The organism is Psychrobacter sp. Rd 27.2 (assembly GCF_001921755.1).
GTDB lineage: Bacteria > Pseudomonadota > Gammaproteobacteria > Pseudomonadales > Moraxellaceae > Psychrobacter > Psychrobacter celer.
Genome location: NZ_MRYB01000001.1, coordinates 517355 through 539536, shown reverse-complemented (window position 1 = coordinate 539536; position 22182 = coordinate 517355). Strand labels below are relative to the sequence as shown.

General features: G+C 48.6%; 12 protein-coding genes. 8 read left to right on the top strand and 4 right to left on the bottom strand.

The annotated features are described in order from the left end of the window. Nucleotides 1-134 precede the first annotated feature (134 nt). Both BTV99_RS13170 and BTV99_RS02215 read right to left on the bottom strand, forming a co-directional pair. On the bottom strand, nucleotides 135-1349 hold the full coding sequence (locus tag BTV99_RS13170; protein ID WP_083608475.1) for a lipocalin family protein: 1215 nt from the start codon (nucleotides 1347-1349) through the stop codon (nucleotides 135-137). Between the two features lie 503 nt (nucleotides 1350-1852). After that, nucleotides 1853-3004: an NUDIX domain-containing protein gene (locus BTV99_RS02215; RefSeq protein WP_241900739.1), complete on the bottom strand. Its 1152-nt coding sequence runs from the start codon at nucleotides 3002-3004 to the stop codon at nucleotides 1853-1855. A gap of 323 nt (nucleotides 3005-3327) precedes the next feature. Here BTV99_RS02215 and hemP point away from each other — a divergent pair, with 323 nt between their 5' ends. Further along, complete coding sequence (gene hemP, locus BTV99_RS02210; RefSeq protein ID WP_227672156.1) at nucleotides 3328-3486, top strand: hemin uptake protein HemP; 159 nt, start codon at nucleotides 3328-3330, stop codon at nucleotides 3484-3486. 193 nt (nucleotides 3487-3679) lie between these two features. Here the strand turns inward: hemP and BTV99_RS02205 are convergent, their stop codons facing one another. Next, nucleotides 3680-8674, bottom strand: a complete 4995-nt coding sequence (locus tag BTV99_RS02205) for a translocation/assembly module TamB domain-containing protein (protein WP_075100690.1) — start codon at nucleotides 8672-8674, stop codon at nucleotides 3680-3682. A 68-nt stretch (nucleotides 8675-8742) separates the two neighbouring features. Then, a complete protein-coding gene (locus tag BTV99_RS02200; protein WP_075100689.1) occupies nucleotides 8743-12363 on the bottom strand; it encodes an autotransporter assembly complex family protein in 3621 nt (1206 codons plus the stop codon). A 331-nt stretch (nucleotides 12364-12694) separates the two neighbouring features. Between BTV99_RS02200 and BTV99_RS02195 the strand changes: the two genes are divergently transcribed. From BTV99_RS02195 to BTV99_RS13865, 7 genes are all read left to right on the top strand, one after another. After that, entirely contained in the window at nucleotides 12695-14026 is a 1332-nt protein-coding gene (locus BTV99_RS02195; protein WP_075100688.1) for an MFS transporter, read from the top strand. A gap of 115 nt (nucleotides 14027-14141) precedes the next feature. Then, complete coding sequence (gene coq7 / locus BTV99_RS02190) at nucleotides 14142-14786, top strand: 2-polyprenyl-3-methyl-6-methoxy-1,4-benzoquinone monooxygenase (protein WP_075100687.1); 645 nt, start codon at nucleotides 14142-14144, stop codon at nucleotides 14784-14786. Nucleotides 14787-15016: 230 nt separating this feature from the next. Continuing rightward, a complete protein-coding gene (locus BTV99_RS02185; RefSeq protein ID WP_075100686.1) occupies nucleotides 15017-16129 on the top strand; it encodes a hypothetical protein in 1113 nt (370 codons plus the stop codon). A gap of 236 nt (nucleotides 16130-16365) precedes the next feature. Then, nucleotides 16366-18801: a triacylglycerol lipase gene (locus BTV99_RS02180; protein ID WP_075100774.1), complete on the top strand. Its 2436-nt coding sequence runs from the start codon at nucleotides 16366-16368 to the stop codon at nucleotides 18799-18801. A 502-nt stretch (nucleotides 18802-19303) separates the two neighbouring features. After that, nucleotides 19304-20800 carry a cytochrome ubiquinol oxidase subunit I gene (locus BTV99_RS02175; protein ID WP_075100685.1) on the top strand — a complete coding sequence of 499 codons (1497 nt, stop codon included), beginning with the start codon at nucleotides 19304-19306 and terminating at the stop codon, nucleotides 20798-20800. Continuing rightward, nucleotides 20800-21816, top strand: a complete 1017-nt coding sequence (gene cydB / locus BTV99_RS02170) for a cytochrome d ubiquinol oxidase subunit II (RefSeq protein ID WP_075100684.1) — start codon at nucleotides 20800-20802, stop codon at nucleotides 21814-21816. The genes BTV99_RS02175 and cydB overlap by 1 nt, the downstream gene beginning before the upstream one ends. 148 nt (nucleotides 21817-21964) lie before the next feature. Next, nucleotides 21965-22081 carry a DUF2474 domain-containing protein gene (locus BTV99_RS13865; RefSeq protein ID WP_372046312.1) on the top strand — a complete coding sequence of 39 codons (117 nt, stop codon included), beginning with the start codon at nucleotides 21965-21967 and terminating at the stop codon, nucleotides 22079-22081. Nucleotides 22082-22182 lie beyond the last annotated feature (101 nt).

Genomic DNA, 22182 nt, shown 5'->3' with positions numbered 1-22182 from the left:
TATAGGCTCTAAGCGTTGACACTTATGGAGTCATCTAGACTCTCGTTTTTGGTTATTTGCGTTAGAGTATGTAGAGCGCCTAGATTTTAGCCTAAAACGCCCTATTTTGCCAGTCATTAACCACGCGAACGGTATTATGGGACCAAGTTGACCGTTTGCTTGGACTGCGGTGTCAGCTTAAATTCTTTTAAATCGTAGCCTTGTTGCTGAGCAATTTGACGATATTTGGCGTATGTTTCTTGAGCGATATCTGGTGAGCGTGCCAGCAACCAAAGATAGTCTTTGTCAGGCGTCCCTACCAAGGCAGTTTTGTACTCGCCATCACGTGCCAGCACCCAGTAGTCGGCACGGCCCACTGGCAGCCAGCGTATCCACGATGGCAAAAACGTAACCTTGAGTTTACTACCAGTGGCATCGGCAGGTTTGGCCAAACCTTCGGCAACGATCTCTGCGCCGTCACTATCCAAGCACTTGTTGGTGACGATAACGCCCGAGCCATCCGTCTTTTGCGTATAGTTGGCCGTCACATCGCCTGCACAGTTGCGCTGAAAATACATCGGCAAGCGGCCTATCTCATACCACGTCCCCGCGTATTTGTTTAGATCCACACTATCGACTGTGGTCGGCGTGGTCGCAGATTTATGGATGATATCACTTGGCTGCACAGCCAGTGTCTCTGTCATTTCAGCACTGCTGGCCTTTGCCGCGGTGTTTGGCTCAGGCGAAGCAGCATAAGCAGAAAACGCCGCCAAAGGTATGATAATCGCTAATGCTATGCCTGTGTGCTTGATCAATCCATTCATAAATACGCGCTCCGGTATTTCGCTGTATGAGTCTGTATAAGACGTAGAGCCGTAGGATGTCTGTCCATCGGCTGTTGATGAGCTAGGCTTTGATGACGCGCCTACTTTATTAGACTTGTCATAGACATTAAGGGCGCCTTGCTGCATGATTGCATCCACAGGCGTTTGTCCATGACCCGTCAGGCACTTTGACGTTGTGTGCTTATCTTTTGGCGGCGAGGTTACTTGGATGTCATCCATCATGGCAGAGTCTTCTATTTTGGCAGGTTTTTTGCTCACCTTTTTATAACCAAAATAACTGTCTTGTAAAGACACCTGAGTAGGCGCTGGCTGCGAATACCTGCTGCTCGCTATCTCATCTACCAGATCATCACGATAGCTGGCATCATTGCTGGCAGCATGACTGACATTGTCTGTTTGCTGTGCGCTGCTTTTGGTCAATTCACTGTGTAAATAGCAGTCACTAAATGAACTGCTCTGCTGAGATTGAGAACCAGCTTCCTGTGAATCAGACCAAGCTGATTTAGGTAACTTATTGGTTTTCATAGATATACCGTATTTATTATGTCTGTTAAATGTGCTTGATACACTGTCAATTTTATACATTATAGATAACACCTAATGGGTGTAACCGTGGTCTTACCCTGAGCTTATAAAGGCGTTGTTCTCTATCGCCCGGCTTTCTATGTATGATTAAGCTAAATGCCTGAAAATTTAGGTAAGCATCAACGCGCCTTTTTATTAAATACTATTTACTAAATGCTGTGTCTGCCATACTGTTTTTATAATAAGGTATCGTTTGGATAAGCGATGAACAATCAGCTGCCTAGACGCGTTTTAATCGGTATTTAATTGACTTTGTTAGACGGTATATATTAAGACCAGCCACCCCACAAAAACAGTGTCGCAATGTAGGGAAACGCAACGGTTTGTAAGTAAATATGTGTTTATGATGCAATATAAATACATGTTTACCAAGCAGATAAATACGCTAAAAAAATCAGTGGTTTAGCCGACTTAATATTTGTTGTGTTTTTGCTGTTTTGGGCCTATAAAAACTGACGAATACCCGCCACACTGACGCCGCCGTATTGCTTGGCCTTATCGATCATTGACGGCGACAATCCGCCCAAACCAATGACGGGCATGTCAGCCAGTTTGGTCAGTGCAGACCATGCCTGCCAGCCAAGTGGCGCAGTATCAGGATGGGTTTGGGTAAACAGGACGGGCGATACAAAAATACCGATGATGGGCGGCAGTTGCTGCTGAATGCGCATGCGTGCCAGCTGATTGGCGGCGGCGATGCTCTCGGCATCATGACAGCTGACGATAAGTGGCTGCCCTGCGGGTATTGAGTCGGCAGCTGCCGCCTGACCATATTGGCTATGTTGCCAGTGCAGCAGCTCCGTGTGAGTCAGATGGTATGCGCTGATGGACTGGTGTACCATTAGCACCTGAGAAGTGGGCGTATCCCTAATCTCAGCGCTACTAAGGCTACCATCAGTTAATGGCAAAATAACCTGAATATCTGGTCGCTGCTGCATAAGCTGGGTAATTGTGCGGTCAGCGCGCGACACACTTGCGTCTTTGAGCCGTACATACACCCATGCGCTGGGCAAAAGATGCTGCTCGTGGTAGGCCAGCCATGCTGCCGCTGGATCGGTGTGGCCGCCAAAATGCGCTAAAGGATAAGTGGTGGTGATGGCAGGTGGCAGCTGCAGCCACTGTAGAATCGTACGATTGGCCGCTGGCAACGGGTACTCACCTGCCAGTAACGCTCGCCTATCCACCCACTTGAGCGCCTGCCCTTCTAGACCATACTCAGCCAGTTTATGCTGCTCGTATTGCTCTGCTGTCAGCTCAACTTGATATACCTGCAAGCTGACCTGCTTATCACCATAGTCGTGATGGATACGGCCAAGCTTGACCATCAGGTTGTCAGCGACGTCGATGCCTGTCTCTTCGGCGACTTCCCGTATTAACGCCCGCTCGGCACCCTCCTGTGCTTCGATCTTGCCACCGACAAACTCATAAAGATTGCCCTGATGCTGCGCGGCATGACGAAACCCAAGGAGATAGCAGTTTTTATAATAAATGACAGCCACGGCGACATTGACAACGTTGGCGCTAGCATTGGCTTTGGTGCTGGCAGGCATGTGGGCAGTGTTGGTAATGAGCGAAGGATGGTTTGTGTGGGTCATGAGGGTCCTTGAGGGCATTAATAGCTACTTAAAAATAGTAATAATAGTAGTGATGGATGATATTGATGACGAAATACTGACTGCGATCTGACTGCCTTTAGCGGTGCACTGATTTTAGCAAACGGCTGGTTTTCTATATTCTGCGAACACAAAAAAGTGGTTGATGACAAGGGATTTATATAAGTTTACATAATAACTGCATTTTATTTTATCAATTGGCTTGCAAAATCATTAAATCTAAATGATAATTATTATCGTTAAAGGTAGTAGTTCTATTGCCACTTATTGTTTTATCACTTTATCAAAAGGAATTTATTATGAGCATGGTCATCTCTCGTTACTTAAACTGTCGCGAAAATCGTCTGCCTACTTTGCAGTCGCAGCACCTATTTGCCTTAACCAAAGAAGTCCGTATCGAACATGAAGGCGAAGAGTATCGCCTGCGCCTAACTCGTAATAACCGTTTGATTTTGACCAAATAAATTGACATCTGCCTGTTATCAGACATCCCCGATAATAAAAAACGCCTTGTATCAAAGGCGTTTTTTATTGCAGCGTGTCCCTATTTTAAAAATAGGGATAGCAGTGAGATAGATTGCAGCCAAATAAGGAAGATTTATACCAGTCGCGACTCTCAATCTATAACTGTTTTATGTTCAATTAACTACATCCATTTTAGAACTGCCAACTATATACCACATCCACCGCGTTTTCTGCAGCTGAGGTAGCCTCGACGTAGATGCGCCGTGTCAGCTGATAACGAATAGACAGGCTGTTTTGGGCATTAAACACCCCCACGCCATAGCGAATATACAGATCCGGCGTCACATAACCTGTGACATTGACATTAGTGTCTTCACTGCTGCCTGAGGCATCTACGGTCAGACTTTGCAAACCAAACACCTGACCTATCTGGTTGGTCAAGCTGCGTGTGCCGCTAAGGCCAAAGCTCAAGCCAGCCGCCGCCAAGTTGTTGGTGACCTGCGACTTAAAGCCTTGCTCACTGATTTGGGTGGCGCTCTTGTTATTGATTCTACCGGTGACTAGAGCATTCATCGCTTGCTGCTGGGTGAGTCCTGCATTATTAAAGACGATGATATTTGGGTTTTCTGTATTACCCTTAACCCGTAAGCCCACTGTCTTACCACTGATGGTTTTGACCGCCTCGATACTAAGGTTGGGCTTCATCACATCGCCATTAAAGCGTACTTGCCCATAATTTAGCTCCAGACTTTGACCAAAAGCGTTGATATTGGTGCGACGTGACACCTGCACTACCCCTTTTGCGCGCATGATACCAGTGCCATTTTGATTGATGTTAATCGCCCCAGCCAAAGGAATGACCGCACCAAAGCCACGGAAGTTGATATCGTCACCCAAGTCGACACCGATATCGGCATTGATCGACCAAGGCTTGGAGACTGCTAATACCTCATCGATATTGCCAATCAAGCGGCGGTCAAGAACGACGGCATCTTCTGTCTGAGTGATGATATCTTCGCTGGCTTCTGGCGGACGGATGGTCGCTGACGGCACGCTCACCGCCCCTTTGATATCGACATAACGATCGCCTGGGCGCACGATGATATCGATGTCAGGGTTGATCTCAGCGACGAGCAAAGGCGGCTGGGTGATGACCAAGCGCTCACCGACGACACTGAGCTTGGCTTGCAGTTTTTGCTGCCAATTCACCGTGCCTGTCAAGGTACCTGTGCCTGAGCCACTATTAAAGGTACCATCGATGGTCGCCTGGGTGCCGCGGATTTTGGCCTCAGTATTGACATTGGTCAGATTGACGGGCAAATCAAGCATGGCAATACGGCCATCTGCCAATTTGACATCACCATAAAACTGCGGTTTATCCAATGTACCGCCTAAACCACCTGCCATCGTGACATTGCCCTCCAATACTCGCATGCCGGGGAAAAATGGCTTAAATATCGCTAAATTTAGCTCATTGAGTACCAGCGCGCCAGAGATTGGCTTGGGGGTCTTATAGGGGTCTACAACCACCTCAGCATAGCCACGGGCGCCGCGCCCTGTATTGATATCTGTGCGTAGCTTGATACCTTCAGGCACCGACAGTGCAATCAGGGACACGCGTTTGTACGGTAATGTCACTGGCGCACTATCACCATCCTGAATCAAGCCGATTTTGCCATTGTCCGAGTATAGCGTGGTATTGATAGTCGGTGGACGACCACGCTGCCAGCCGACGATGGCCTTACCATTTATCTTGCCATGCCAGTCAATATCTTTGGGCAAAAATACTGAAAACAGCGTGGTATCAAGGTTTTGTAAGGCGATATTGACTTCGCCTTTGTCTGGTGAGGCAATTAAGTTGTCGCGTAGGCACAGCTTGCCACTTTGGTCAGACGCTTGCCAGCAATGTGCGGCCAGCTGTACTTTAAAGTCGTTGCGACTGCCGTTTTGCTCATGAGGCAAGTTGACAATCAGCTGAGCAGGCTGCAGCTGGTTTAGGGTGGCGTATTTAGACTTTATACGCCCTTTACCGATGACCCCTGACCAGACGAGATTGTCACGATTAAAGCCGCCTTTGAGTCTAGCACCAATATCGAGCTGCTCATTAGCCACCTCCAGATCGACCACATGAGCTTGCTCGGTGCCATTAAAGGACGCTTTGACACTTTTAAAGCTTTGCCCTGCCGCATCCAAACCTTCTGCTGTCACGATAAGCTGGCTTGGACTGTTTGCTAAATTGACAAGCTTGCCGCGCACGCGGCCTTGACGCAGGATAAATCCTGGCAGCGCGATGCGCTCACCGACCAAATCGATATAAATGGTGGGCAGTGCCTGTCCTGCTGGCTGCGATAAGGTTGCGCCGCCTGTGACTTTACCCGCAAGTTTGTCTGATAGCTGATCAAGGCTTGTGATATTGATTTTGGTTTGTAGCTGCTGGGCGTTGCCATCAGCAGTGACGTAGTTGTCGCCCCAGCGTAGCACCAAATTATCGGCATTTAAGCTATCGATTAGCGCATTGACTTGTTTATATTGCGCTTGCGCATCCTGCGTTTGTAAACGCTTAAAGTAGCTTGCTATATCTTTTGGCAACCGCATTTTCGCCGTCAAGCTGCCTTTGGCACTGAGCGGCTGGCCTTTTAGTCGACCACTTAAATTTACCTGTCTGATATTGACGGTTTGCTGATTGTCGCCCCAGCGGCCATCCGTATCGATCGTGCCAGTGATGAGGCTTGGCGTATCTTTTAGGAAGTATCCGATATTAAAACGATCCATGACCGCCTTGATATCCCACGCGATGCCTTGACGTACATCAACCGTACCTGTCGCATCGATACTACCCGCAGCGCCTATATGACGCAGACGCTTGATACGAATCAACTGAGCATCGCCGCTGGCATCTATCGTCAGCTTACCCGCTGGTAGCTGCTCGGCGTCTAACACGCCATCGAAGTTTAAGGCAAAACGCTGCAGCTTTCCTGAGGCGTTGGGGGTGTTTTTGGCAGCCGTTTGCCACGCACCACTGGTGGTCAAGTCGCCTGTGATAATCGCTGGGTTATTGGGTAAAAAATACCCCACATTAAACTTGTCAAAACGACCATCTACTGTCCAGCCGATATGGTTGCGCAGGTCGACGACACCTTTGGCATTGACCGCCCCTGCTTCACCGTTATAGGTTACGTTTCGAATGCTGATGAGTTTTGGCGTGCCCGCTGCGTCAATTGAGAGGCGACCTTTTGGCACATCAGCGGTATCGACTTGACCAGCAAAACGAGCGTCAAACACCGACAGCTCACCTCCGACGATATCGACACTGGCATCGCCTGTGCCTGTCAGCCCAATACGACGGCCGTCTTGTGTGGTATCAAGCGCTGCTTGTAAGTCAGTATTGTTTAGGGTGACGATATGACGCTGGCCGCGCGCGCCGCCCTTATTGATATTGAGCAAACGACCGCGCGCGCTGATACTGCCAGTCAGGCGCTCTAGCGGCAAATCGCTACGATACGCTTTTGGTAGCAAGCCATTGGTACGTGCATCTATCTGCCATGTCAGCGGACGGTTTTTGCGCGCCAATTGGATCTGGCCGGTACCAGACAAGTCGCCCACCACGCCATTGTAGTTGAGGCGATTGATATCAATGACGTCGCCGACTTTACGTACGCGTACATCATAGTTGCCTTTAGGGGCAGCGTTTAACTCATTGATGTTGGCATCGGCATCGACCGACAGGCGCGAGCCGCGGATGATGACGTCTGCTTGCCCACGTGGGCTGTCGATATTGCCGATGCTTGGTACATCACGGCGGATAAGGCTTTGCCAATTGGCATCGATATACCAAGGCGCGGCCTGTGTGGATTTGGCCGATGCTTTGCCACGAGCGATATTGGCGTTGACGTGCTCGCCATCACGCTGGCGCAAATCAGCATCTATCTGTAGATTACCATTACTGTCTTGATGCTGATAATGGACTGACAGTCTGCCATTTAGTTTTTGCGGTGCATATGCTTTAAAGTCGGCGTAGTCATCTGGAATGGCACGGCGAATATCAAAGTTACTGCCAGTGGCGCGCACTTTGGCATCAAAGCTGTCTTGCCAGTCTAAGATACCTTGTAACACAAGATGACCCGCGGGTACTTGAGCATCTAAGCGATCGACGCGCAGCTGACTATTGGCAATGATACCGCGGCCTTGATAATGTCCTGATGGGATGTCTTTGGCAGTCAGCTCGGTATTGATACGCAGGCGTATCTCGGAGATGACGCCTGTGGCTGTCGCTGTACCGCTTTGTAGACGGATGTTTTGGCTCTCAGCATACGGAATCAAAATATCATCCCATTGCAGCTTTGCCTGAAACGGCGAGCCGTCATCTAAACCCTGAGCGACAAAACTACCGCTGACATCGCTGTCGTTATAGCGGCTACGCACTTTACCAACGGTGCGTTTTAGCGTACCTGTGGCCGTGACATCGAGCGGATCAACATAGGCTTTTTCTAGCGCGCTGACCTCTACGATAGCGCTCAAATCTAGCGGGTAATCACCCTGCAGCTCAATCTCACCTTGCAATGCACTGACGTTGACGATATCAGCATACTGCAAGTCGCCACGACCCACGGTGACCTGAGTACCAACCCATGTCAAATCACGGGCGGCGATATCATGCACCACGATAGGCTCTTTGGTCACTTGTTTATAAATAATGTTTTTTATTTTGGCCTGATCAAAACGCAGGTTCACTGGTAGTTGCAGGGTTTTATAATCAAATGGCTCGCCCGTTGGCGGCTGGTTATTGATGATCTCGATGGTATGAATGTCTGCATCGCGCAGATGCACTTCTTTAGCAAACACCGCACGCCAGCCTATTTTGACATACGCCTTATCGACCAAAACCTCAAGGTCGTCAGTCGCGTTGATATCGATATCGCTAACCCAAATACCATCGCGCAGATTGCCACGGCCATATTTAAAATCAATGCCTGTCTCAGCGCTGACTTTTTCTAAAATAAACTTCGTGCCCGACTCGGTACCTGCAGCATAAAAAAACGCCACAAACATAATCGCCAAGACGATGGTGATGAGCACCAGCAGTTTGAGCAAAAAAGACAGTGGATACCAACGCCTGACAGCACGAGCATCGCGCTGTGCTGGATCTTCATCTGGTGCGTTATTGGGCGGGGTGTTTTTTGTCAGCATGACACTCAACTACGTTAAAGAATGATGACCAGCAATCGGCGCGATAAATACGAAAAATGACAATAAAGCTATAAGGGCGAACCAATAAAGAAGTGCAGTCTAACCGGAATACTCTCCTCTGTCACACCCGCGGCGACATCCACCCGTACCACACCGACAGGGGAAGCCCAGCGGATACCGACACCGACGCCGACCTTGGTATCTGTCTCAAAGTCTTTGTCGTAGGCATTGCCCACATCCGTAAAGAAAGCACCGCGAAACCCTGGTCTAAACTCATAGTTATACTCAGCGCTACCGACTGCCAGCACCTGCCCGCCTGTCAAGTAGCCCTTATCTAGCGGGGATAAACTCTCATAGTCGTAGCCGCGAATGCTTTGGTCGCCGCCTGCAAAAAAACGCAGCTTATAAGGCACATCATAAAAATCATCTGCCCAAATATAGCCTGTATTGAGACTGCCTAATACCTGATGTTTTTTATCGTCACCAAAACTATAAATACCACTGACACCAGCGCGAACGATGGCCAAATCGGTGTCGCTCAGCGCTTTGTCAGTCCCAGCTTCGAGCGAGTAATACTGGCGGATACCGCGAGTCGGGTTGGTCGTACTGTCCACGTCAGTTTTGTTCATGCCATAGCCAAACAGTAATGCTTGCTGCTTGGGCTTAGAAGACGTAAAGCGAATGGGCAGGTCATCAAGCTCTGTCTCATCTACGCCCGTCTCTAGCTCATCTAAGCGATAACGCATAGAGTAGCTGCGGTTCCAGCCACTGTCACGGCGGATGTTACGGGCAATGGCCGCTTTTAGCGTTTTGGTGGACAAATCAAAGTTACCTTCGCCTTGATCAATGACCTCTTCTTCATAGGTCAGACGCCCATCTAACTTATCATTGAGCGGATGTTTCCAAGGCCTGCTGCCATAGACAGCGACATTTTTCGTGATTCTCGAAACTTCAGTCTCTACCCCTGCTTGATAGCCTTGACGATTGAGCAAATTATAATCTATTTTGGCAGTGGCCCTGACACCTGTATCTGTCCCATAACCTAGACCGACTTGGGCATCACGCGGCTTGTTGGAGGACACAAAAACATACAGCGGTACTTTTTTGCTTTCAGCCACGTCTTGCGGGGTTTTACGTCCTGCCAGCGTGGGCGGCACAAAGTTTTCGTCGGCCAGTAAGTTTTTTTCGTCTGGAAATATCTTTTGCGCCACATTACTGATGGAGTCACTGATTTTACCCAAGATGCTGTCCGCCTCTTGGTCTTTTTCATCAAGTACGCGATCGTTTGGCAAGCGGCTTAAACGCTCAGCTTTTTGTTTGATGGCTTGTAGTTTATCCAGCGTGGCTTCATCTGCCTCAAACTCGATGGCCGCGATATCGGCAGGGTCGACTGTCGCGCCGCTATTACTGGCCGAGCTTTCGCTTGCGACACCGCCGCTTTCTGCACTCATACGCCCATCATTACTGGCTGTGCTGGCTGCCGTAGCGGCATTGTTGGTCGCACCATTATTGACATCACTGTCCAATATCTCATTACCATTGGCGGTAGGCGCAGTATTGGCAGTAGGCGCATTGTCAAAAGCCAAAGTGCTCGCCTCACTGCTCTCATCAGGTGGCAAGATGGACTCTACGTTGACGGTGTTAAAATAACGGGTCGCCGACAAATCGTTACTAAACTTGGTCACCGCTGGCCGATAAAACTTGTCGCCCGGCTCAAAGCCGATGAGCTGCTGTAACAATGACATCTCAACTGGCAGCTTGTCAGGGTCTCGTGTCAGAGTATTGGTCGCTTCATCATAAGTAAAAAACACCACGTCATCAAACTCGTAACGATCGCCTGTGTTATAAACCAAAGCGACGTCGGCGGTGTTGTCTGGCAAGATGATATCGACCGATTTGTTTAGCCAATACTCATCAAAATAACCATAAGTGTTACTCAACGACTCCAAAGCCGCTTTGCTGTTTTTGTAGACGCGGTGGTTAAAGATATCGCCCTCTTGTGGTGGCAAGTCCGTTTCGAGCGCAGCAAACTCCGGCTGCTCACCCCCTTCGCCGCGAATCTCGACGATGCGGCTATCCACACGCACAGGCTCTCCCAGATTTTCGATGATGACATCAATCCTATCGCTGTTAGACTGACGCAAGCGCAAAGTCACATCATAATACCCCACCGCTTTTGCCGCATCTAATGCCGTCTGACGCAGGCGAGGCAAAGCTGCAGTAAAGTCAACGACTGACTGAACCGTCGTATCATCCAGCGCCGCTTTGATGTTTTTTATCGGTTGGGTATCGTCATCGGCTTTTTTGAGCTTTGGTTTGCCATCGTCTGTACCCGCTGCCTGCTGTAGATAGACAGTGGTGTCGACATGCGGCAACGCCCTCACCCCCCCATTAAACAGGCGATTATAAAGGCGCTTGATGATATTACCATTGTTACGGGCTAGCGGTCTTGTTTCATCAGCTTGCTCGATACTTTGGCTGACTGCCTGCGTATCGGTTTGATAATCTGGCAAATAGTCATCAGGATTGATGTTTTGTGCTGCGGCACTTTCTCCATTAGCGGCGCTGGTATTGGCCACAATCTCGCTATCAGTCGCTTCATTAGTGCGGCCACTGCTGACCGAATCACTAACATCGATCGGACGTGACATCACTTCGTCTGTCTGCGCTTGTGTTGCCGCGCGCTCATCTTTCTCATTTTTACCCAGCGTCTCCAAGTTACTTGGGATTGGCAAATTGGTGGCATCCAGTGCCACATCCAAACCCACGGGCGGAGTGGTATCGTCCAAACTGGCAATCGGCGCGTCAAAGTCTCTGTCATAGCGGCCAGCACCGTCAATGGTGCTGACATTGCTATTGCCAGTCACCGTACTATTACTCTCTAGCATGTCATTATTTTGACGATTAATAGCTGCCAGCTCACGCTCTATCTGCGCAGGCGTCATCATCTGATAACCCTGCTGCTGTACCTCAGCGGCCTGCTGCAACAGATTGTCGTTCGCGCCTGTATTAGACATATCACTAGCCAGCGCATCATTGTTTAGGGCATTGTCGTTAGGTGAATTGTCGTTAGGTGAATTGTCATTAAGTGAACTGTTATTCAGCGCATCGTTATCGACACCATCTATCATGCTGGTCTGATCTTTTTGATGACGATCAGCGCCGTTTGTGTTATTCGTCTGGTTATTCGATCGGTTTGAAGGGTCGTTAATTGAAGAGTTACTATTTACAGCATTTGATGTTTCAGTGTTTGATTTTTTAACGTCTGACTTTTTGAGGCCTAGACTTTGCTCACTATACTCATCGAGCACAGATTGATCGATAATACCTTGCTCCACCGCTTTTTTTAGGCGTAGCGCGTCTAGTGCAGCATCTACTTGCGAGCCGTCCTCTAACGGCTCACGCGGCGCTGAGCTAGCACTTGAAAGACTATTAGCAGACTGAGTGGCAGGAACTTTGACCATGACCGTAGGCGGCGCATCAGCCCATACCGTAGGCGCTACCCCAAAACCCACCAAGCTGGTCGTCAGCGCGGTAAATAATGCTGAGCGCGTAACGTGCGCGCACACGGCGTGAGGTCGAGCGCTGTCATCAGAACGGATAATACTACGGGCAATCGCACTATGACCACAGGTATCCTGCGGCGTCAGCGATACGTTGTGCGTTAGAGTTGATGGCTGGTGCTTCATAATTGATTCCTATCAGCTCACGCGGTACCGTATCAACAACGATGGCCATTGTTCAGCATTACCGGTGAATAAACTTATCGCAGTGGTCTGAATTATCACTATATTTGGCAATATAGCCATATAAATTTACAAATCATAACTTAGATAATTATGAAATCATAGCGTTGTACGCATGTATTTTTGGCAAAGCCTTGCTATTATACGGCTTAATGGCTACAAGCCCCATGCTGTATTTTTATAAGTTATTGATATTAATAACAATCATAATCACCCGACTGTTTTATTTGACGGTTTTTTACTCACCAACCGCGACCCATCGGTAGGAATTTTCATGGCCAATCAGTTTCAATTATTTAAGCATCGCCGTTTTAGTGCCATGTTTTTTACGCAGTTTTTGGGCGCCTTTAATGACAATATTTTTAAGCAAGCGCTGATATTGGTACTGACGTATACGGCGGCAAGCAAGCTGGGTATGGAAGTCAGTATCTTAAATAACTTGGCCGCCATGCTGTTTATTTTGCCTTATTTTTTATTTTCGGCATTGGCAGGCCAAATCGCTGATAAGTTTGAAAAGTCCAAGCTGACGCAGTTTATTAAATTGCTTGAGCTGGTGATTATGGCGGTGGCAGCCGTGGGCTTTGTCTTTGAATGGTATGGCTTGCTGTTTGTGGCGCTGTTTTTGATGGGCACGCATTCGACGTTTTTTGGGCCGATCAAGTACGCTTATCTACCACAAGCGATGAAAGAAAATGAGCTGGTCGGCGCTAATGGCTTGTTTCAGATGGGCACTTCACTGGCGATTTTACTGGGGATGATAGTCGCTGGGGTATTGGCGCAGCTCTCCGCATCGCTTTATTGGATCAGTGCGACGGTGCTGCTAGTGGCTATGCTCGGCTATTTGGCCGCACGCTTTATCCCGCTGATGCCTGCAATGCAGCCGGCGCTGACAATCAACTGGAATATCTTCACCACCAGTTTGAGTACAGTACGCTATCTATACTCCTTGCCTTTTTTGTTTTTTGTCATTCTTGGCAACAGCTGGTTTTGGTTTTATGGAGCGACGTTTTTGACGCAGACGCCAGAGTTTAGCAAGGTCATCTTGCACGGTGATGAGTCGGTGGTGATTTTTTTATTAACGCTGTTTTCAGTTGGCGTATCGATCGGTTCGCTGCTATGTAAGTCACTGACCAAAAACCAAGTCAGCTTGCGGCTACTGCCGTTTGGTATCGCAGGTTTGAGTATTTTTGCTGTCGACTTATATTGGTCCTTATCTAGCCTAAATATGGCTGTCGCTGATGGCACACTGCTGGGTATTGGTGAGTTGGTTGGGATGAGAGGCACGTGGCGCGTCTTTGCCGATTTATTCTTTTTGGGTTTTAGTGGCGGCTTGTACATCGTACCACTGTATGCGTCGATGCAGGCATATGCGCCAAAAAGCCATCGTGCTCGTATCGTGGGTGCCAACAATATCTTTAATGCGATATTTATGGTCACCTCAGCGATTTTTTCGATTGTTATTTTAAACACCTTGGGTTTGACGCTACCGCAGTTGTTTTTGGTGACAAGCCTGCTAAATATCGCCTTTGGCGTGTTTTTGTACATCAAGCTGCATAAACATATCAAAGCGGCGGTCATCCAAACCCATGATGCGAGCGTTTTATAATACATTTCGCAGACGATATGTAGGCACGTGCATAATAAATAGTGGTGCTGATATTTTGGATTGTTTGCTATAGTAATGTTTGTTGTTTTTGATTATAAGTCATGAGGAGTGAATTATGGCCCCACGTCCTTTGTCCAAAGTCGACCAGTTGTTAGTTGGGGTCGATAAGGCGTTACGAGCTGTCGTCCCACATTCAAATCCTAGCACGCGCCCCTTACCAGTGAGTAGTGATGAGATTCCTGAGCTGAGCATCACTGAGGCGCGTCATGTCGCAGGGCTGATGCGCATCAATCACACAGGCGAAGTATGCGCGCAAGGCCTGTATCACGGTCAAGCCTTTAGCGCAAAAGACGACGGCGTCAAACAAGCCATGCAGCAGTCTGCCGAAGAAGAAGTCGACCATCTGGTATGGTGTGAGACTCGGCTAGACGAGCTGGGTAGCCATGCCAGTATTTTTACGCCGCTGTGGTACGGCATGTCTTTTAGTCTGGGTGCGGTGGCAGGTGCTATTTCCAATGAGTTTAGCTTGGGGTTTGTCGCCGAGACAGAAGCGCAAGTCAGCGAGCATTTACAAGATCATATCACCCAGCTACCAGAGCAAGACCAGCGCTCAAAAGAGATATTGGCACAAATGGATATCGAAGAGCTGCATCACCGTGAGCTGGCGCTCGCAAATGGGGGTGCAACGCTGTCACCCGCTGTACGCCAGACGATGCGCTGGATGGCCAACCGTATGAAGGCCACCGCTTACCACTTATAAAAGCTATCGTATTAACAATCCTACTACTGATAGCGCTCAGTTTAATTTGCTAGGGTATGAAAAATTTGTACGATTTTGCCCTGAGATGTCTCAGATATCTGGTATCTGGTATCTTCAGATGAGTAAATACTGCTCATCAGCTACATTATAAAATCATACAACAACCGACCTATGAATACTAATAAACACTAACTTACTAATATTGACTTACTAATAAGGTATCTATTTTTATGAAAACCACTACGTTATCGACCAGCGTATCTCCCAAAGCGCCAGCGCTGGCAACTCTGACAGCCGTTGCTGCCGCTTGCGCCATGATGCTCTCTGCGCCTGCTCATGCAGCCGAAGCACAAGCTGCTAGCAGCGCGACTGATGCCACTAACGCCGCCTCTGTACCGAGCCCCATCGACTCAAGCAAACGTATCATTCGTCTGGCTCAGCCAAAGGCGGATAACGCGGCTAACACAAACAATGCACCAGCCTCTCAAGCTGCCGCGCCGCAAACCGTCACCGCACCGCAGCCACCCACCGTACAAAACCGCCCGCCGATGAGTACGTTGCAGCCACAAGACGTCAGGCCACCAGCGACGCCTGAATTCACTGGTACCACACGTGTCTACGATCCAGGTCCGATGAATGCCACTGGCATCGACCTTCGTAGTGGTCAGCTGACCAACATCCCCACTCCGCAAGTACAACTGTCTGATATCAGCTTTGTACCAACGGTACTGATTCCGCAGCAGACGGGCGATAATAATGACAAGCTTGATGTCAGCCTACTCGATGACTTTATCAAAGATGTCTCACCCAACGCTCGTCATTACCCACCCAACTTCCCTAATCGCTCACAGCGTCACTACACCCGCGAAAAAATCAAGGTGTTGGCAGAGTGGATTGAGCCTTATGCCAAAGCGCCGAACGCGTCTTATGATGTACTGATTCGGGCAGCGAAGCTCAATGGCATGGGCCGCAACCTAGATTTGGGCTCGGACTATACTATCCGCGGTGGGCAGTATGTGGATCGCGCCATCAAAATTCAGCCAGACAGCGGCGAAGCCAACTTCTTGTATGGCATGATGCTCTCAGAAGGTGGCGGGTTTAAAGAAGGTCAAAAGTACTTAGACCGTGCCGTCTCGTTGGGCTACACCGAAGCAGAGCAAAGCTTGGCACAATCAGACCTTCTTAGCGATCGCCGTGACAAAGCCTTGGAGCGTCTGCGTCGCCTCGAAAGTCAGAACCCCGACAACGACATTATTCCTCAGCAAATCAAACTTATCGAAGAAGGTAAGTTTTATATCTGGGACATCCCTGCCCCTGACATCAATGTCAAACCAAGCGTCTAATCTGCTGTACATCAGCTTGTTTGACCGATAGCCCTTATAGCGCCTTCATTTTCTCACTAAAAATGAAGGTGTTTTTTTGCTGGATAATAAATAGTCTAATCGCAAAAGTTACGCTACACTTATCTGCACGCCTGCCGGCACTCCTTCGCCTTTTTGATACTCGTTTTTGGGATTGACTTATGACGCCGCTTAGCCTTATCAAACCGATGATGCACACCAATCAAAAAACGCGGTCGATGACCCTAGCAGTCTTGCTTGCCGCAGTAGCGCTACTGCCTGCCTGTAGCACGGTGTCTGTCAACAAACAAACCTCCGCAAAAACCATCGCCGACCAGCGCGGCAATATCGTCACTGATAAAAAACTGAGTAGCGACACCGCCTCAGCGCTGCTATCTGCAGGGCTAAACGAGCAAGCCTGTATGCAGCAGTTTGATCTGTGCTTGACGCAGCTGACCGATAGCATACTAAATAAACACTACCGCCCTGCTTTAGCGATTTTTGCCGAGCTACACTATGCCAAAGCCCGTCAGCTGGCACGCTCGCAAGCCTGCCGCGACGCCTTGTCTCGTCCGCCGCTTGATCCCTATTATGCCAATGCGCCGCTAAGTGCAGAAGACGCCAAAGTCCAGCAACAAAACACCAGTCGCTGTCTCAATGACTATCAAGAGCGGCTATTTGATGCGGTAAAATCGAGCTACACCTATTTATTTTATGACGCGCTCGTACACGATTTTGAGGGAGCGGATAAGGCCAGCGGGCAGTCGCAGCAACAAAACCGTATTCCCAATGATACAGATATTCAGACCCAAGACATATATAACGCGGCCAGCAACGATATCATCACTCAGCTGTATAAGTCCGCTGATGGCACGGACAAACTGATGGGCGAGGCACAGATAGAATACCTCCCCATCACCTCAAGCAAGCGTGATAGCAGCGAGCAAGCAGCCATCGCCAATTTATCACCGATCACAGGCAAACCCACTGACCAAATCAAAGTGATGAAAATAGCCGTTGATGACTATCAGCTTGGCGTCTATCTGCCAAACGAAAACAGCTACTTACAAAATGCGCACAAGCAAGCCTCAGCACTTGCCGACCTAGTCTCCACTTACGAGCTGCGCCTCTCTGGCCTAAACTCTATCAGCAAACGCCCGGGGCTCGGCATCAGCCTAGTGGCATCGTTAGATGATCGTTATACCACAACGATTCGGCAACTATTGGCGTCGTCGTTGGCGGGGCGCTTGTCCTATGAGCAAAACAGCGACAGCGTCAATGAGAATGAGAGTAATCCAAGCTCGCGTATCTATCCTACAGGCCATTTGTTATTGACCGGCCTTATCAAGCCCAGCGGCGATAGCGTTTTAGACGCGCTGAGCAGCCGCACGCTCGATATCCACCTCTATAACCCGTATCAAACAGAGCATGTCAATATCTTGGGTGATAACTACCCCATCGCGGCCAATTTTTCGGCAGGCTATGGTCTTTGGTTGGCAGAAAACCAGCTGGACGGTGTCGGTTATCTTAATCTCATCACTCGCCAGCCTGACGCCCGACTGCCCAAGCTGTTTATGCTCGAGCCCTATGACCCTGATAAGCGCGTGCTGATTATGCTGCACGGCCTCGCCTCTAGTCCTGCAACGTGGGTCAACTTGACCAACGATATCTTAAACGATGATAAGCTGCGCGATAACTATCAAGTCTGGCAGATATTTTATCCCACCAATCTACCGATTTTAGAAAACCGCTATCAAATCCAGCGCCTGATCAATAGCACTTATGCCCAAACCGACCCACAAGGACAGAACCGCGCCAGCAAAAACAGCGTGATTATCAGCCACAGCATGGGCGCTGTCATCGCCCGTATGATGCTATCAGACGACAATCTGGTCGAGGATTTAGACAGCTTAGACGATCAAAACCTGCTCTCTAATAGCGAAAAGCGGCAAATTCGCGATGCTCTTAAAGCCTCATTTGGTGAGACCGAGCTCAAAGAGCGCTTTGAGCTCATAACCTTACCGCAAGTGGATACAGCGGTGTTTTTATCAGCGCCGTTTCGCGGCACCGATTATGCAGACCGCTGGTTTACCCGTGCGCTGCGCCGCATTGTGTATCTGCCCGTTGGGCTGGTCAAGACGGTCACAGACAATCTGGCGACCATTGCCACCCAAGGCGACTTGGCACAAAACCCACTTGGCGCTTTATACCTACAAAACGGTGCCAGCCAATTGAGTGACAAATCCTCATTTATTCAATTGACCCGAGATATCTCCATCAATGACCGTATTACTTATCACTCCATCATCGCCAATAACGATTCAGATATCACCAAAGGGCTGGCACAGATGCAGCCAGGCAATGCCAAAATCGACTTATCACAAGCCATAAAAGAAGAAAAAGACAGTCACGCTACCAGCACTAGCGCTACTGACACCGCCAATACTGCTAACAATAAAGCATCGACACAGCCGCTGGTGGCCGCAGTCACCGTCGATAAAAACATCAGCCAAGCGTTGACTGAACGTCTATCAGACGGCATCGTGCCTTATACCAGTGCGCACTTAGACGGTGCAGCTTCTGAGACCATTATAAATGGGGGTCATAGTATTCAGAGCAACCCCCAGACTATCTTGACGCTACGGCGGATCTTGCACAAGCAATTACAAGAATAATACTCAAGCCGTTGCCGCAGATAATGAGCAGCTGACTGTAAGGAAAAGTAGAAACGCTACAAACTGATAACATGTTGCTTATTTGTACCCCACTCGGTGACAGATAGGCATGATAGCCGCCCTGATAGCAGCGCAGATTTTTTTAAATAAATCATTGTTTTTATTGTTGTTTTTAAAGAATCTATCTGTTTTTTTACCCCAAATATTCGTGACTACTAGGTAGGTCGTCAGGGTGCTGCATCGCTTGCGTGTGTACCGAGGGAGGCGCATAATATATTGACAGCACATAACAGTCATGTATTAATTTATAAGGATGTAAATTACTTAATTCAGCTAAACAGTCGTTAGCTTAGCCACCATGTATCATTTAGGTCGCGCGCTAATCCATACTGAGACACAATCTGCCTATTGCCTATATATAAATAAAGACAGTATGCAGACTGTTATTTGAGCGTGTGAGGGAAGCCTGCGCTATTCAGCTAACAGATAAGGGTAACCGTTTATGTTCGCTACGTTTATGATTGACCAGCTCGATGCGCTGATGCTTGCGCGTATCCAATTCGCTTTTGTTATCTCATTTCATATTGTTTTTCCCGCCTTTTCTATTGGTCTGGCCAGCTGGCTGACGGTGCTTGAGTTCCGTTGGTTAAAGACCGGCGAGCCTATTTATGCTGAAGTCTATAAGCATTGGGTCAAAATATTTGCCGTGGTCTTTGGTATGGGGGTGGTCTCGGGCGTGGTGATGTCCTACCAGTTCGGTACCAACTGGGCGGTGTTTTCGGACAAAGCCGGTAACGTTTTAGGCCCTCTACTTGCCTATGAGGTATTGACTGCGTTTTTCTTAGAGGCGTCCTTTTTGGGGATTATGCTGTTTGGCTGGGGCCGCGTGAGTAAGCGGATGCACTTTGCTTCGACAGCCATCGTTGCCATCGGTACGCTAATTTCAGGATTTTGGATTTTGTCTGCCAACAGCTTTATGCAGACGCCGCAGGGCTTTATGCTGGGCGCGGATGGCATCTTGTATCCTACCAACTGGTTTGAGATTATTTTTAACCCATCCTTTCCTTACCGTTATGCCCATATGATGACGGCGGCGTTTTTGACCACCGCCTTCGTCGTTGGCGGTATCGGTGCTTACTATCTGCAATCTAAAAAGCACAAAGAGCACCGTCAGCATGGCCGTGTCATGTTAGGTATGGCGATGATTATGGCAATATTTGTCGCGCCAGCACAGGTGTTGATTGGTGATGAGCACGGTCTTAACACCTTAGAGCATCAGCCAGCCAAAATCGCTGCTATGGAAGGTATCTGGGAAGATGAGCGCGGCGCGGCTCTGCGCTTGTTTGCGCTGCCTGATCAAGAAAACCAAACCAATAAGTACGAGGTAGCCATCCCTTATGTTTCAGGCTTGATTCTCACCCATTCGTTTGATGGTGAAGTTAAGGGTCTCAAAAACTGGGCACCTGAAGATCAGCCCCCTGTGGCTATTGTATTTTGGGCGTTTCGTATTATGGTCGGTATTGGCATGCTCATGGTGTTGGTCGGCTTATTTAGTCTGTATAAATACTTTAAAAAACAACAGTATGATCCACAAAGTGTCTGGTTTCACCGTGCGTGGATGATGATGACGCCGCTTGGTTTTATCGCATTGCTGGCTGGTTGGTTTGTCACCGAAACAGGACGTCAGCCATGGACGGTATATGGCGTGATACGTACGGCCGAGAGTATGTCACCCCTCGCCGCTCAGCAAGTCGCCACGACACTGATTGGTTTTATTGTGCTTTATGTGTTTGTCTTTGGCGCAGGGAGTTTTTATATCTTGCGACTGATCGCTCAGGGGCCAAAACCGTTTGAAGATCCCGCTGAGGACAATTTCTATGAGCACTCAGTCACAGAGAGTCAAGGACGGACACTAAGCGGTGATAGCAGTCCTGATCAAAGTACAAAAGAAAATATCGATACACCTGCTGATGATGTCGATGATGGAGGGTTACGCTAATGTTTAACTACGGTGATGTATTAGACTTACCTTTGATCTGGGGCGGCTTGATTGCCTTATCTGTCTTTATTTATGTGTTGCTTGATGGTTTTGATTTGGGCTGCGGGATTTTATTTCCTTTTGCAGGCTCAGACAAAAACCGTAGCCGCATGATGAACTCTATCGCGCCTTTTTGGGATGGCAATGAGACGTGGCTGGTACTGGGCGGTGGCGGTTTATTCGCAGCTTTCCCAGTCGCTTATGGCATTATCATGACAGGATTGTATCTGCCGGTCATCTTTATGCTGTTTGGCCTGATCATGCGCGGCGTGGCGTTTGAGTTTCGTTTTAAAGCCTCCTCACGTCGTCACGTATGGGACAGTTTTTTCTTTATCGGCTCCGTGGTGGCGACTTTTTGCCAAGGGCTGATGTTGGGCGCGTTGATACAAGGGATTGAGGCAAGCAATCGTCTCTATACAGGCGGGCCTTTTGATTGGTTCACGCCTTTTTCTATCATTTGCGGTATTGCCATGATTATCGGCTATGCGCTCCTTGGCTCTACGTGGCTCATTATCAAAACCGAGCATACTTTACAAGTATGGGCACGCAAGGTTTCAGGCTGGATGCTATTGGCACTGATCATCGCAATGGTCGTCGTCACAGGCTTTATGTATTTTTCTGATATCAAAGCGCTTGAAGGCTGGTTTAGCTTCCCAGGCTTGCTATATTTGGCACCCATGCCGATTATCGTGCTGCTCTTGGCCTTTTTGATGCGTAAAGACCTAAAGACAGAGCGTGAATATCGCCCATTTCTCTTGACGGTGGCGTTATTTTTGATGGGTTATATCGGGGTCTGTTTTGCCGTTTTCCCTTATATCGTCCCGTATGAAATGACGATTTATGAAGCAGCAGCAGCGGATACCTCGCTATCCTTTATGCTGATTGGGGCCGCTATCATGCTACCGATTATCTTAAGTTATACCGCTTTTGCCTACTATACTTTTAAGGGCAAGACAGATCATGAGCATATGTACTAGGCGTAGTATATGTGCTAAGTCAGAACAAGCAGTATGAGAAACAAGTAGCATCAGAGAAATGACAGCTAAAAAGTGACAGGCCACCGCAAAAGGTGGCGGTCACTACGCCCGCCCGTATGGCGTATCTATAAAAAGATAGGAGACGAATATGAAAAAGCTCAGTAAAAAGCAATCACAATGGGCATGGTTTATTGGTCTATATATCGCGGGTTTTTTGGTGATTTTTACCATTGCCCAATTGATTAAGCTGGCTATGGGTGTCTAGCTCATAGATACCTAGCGTTGGGTAACCCACCCTTTATGGCTTATCGTGCCTTAGCAAACGAAAAAGCAGCGCCACAAATGGTCGCTGCTTTTTTATTGTCC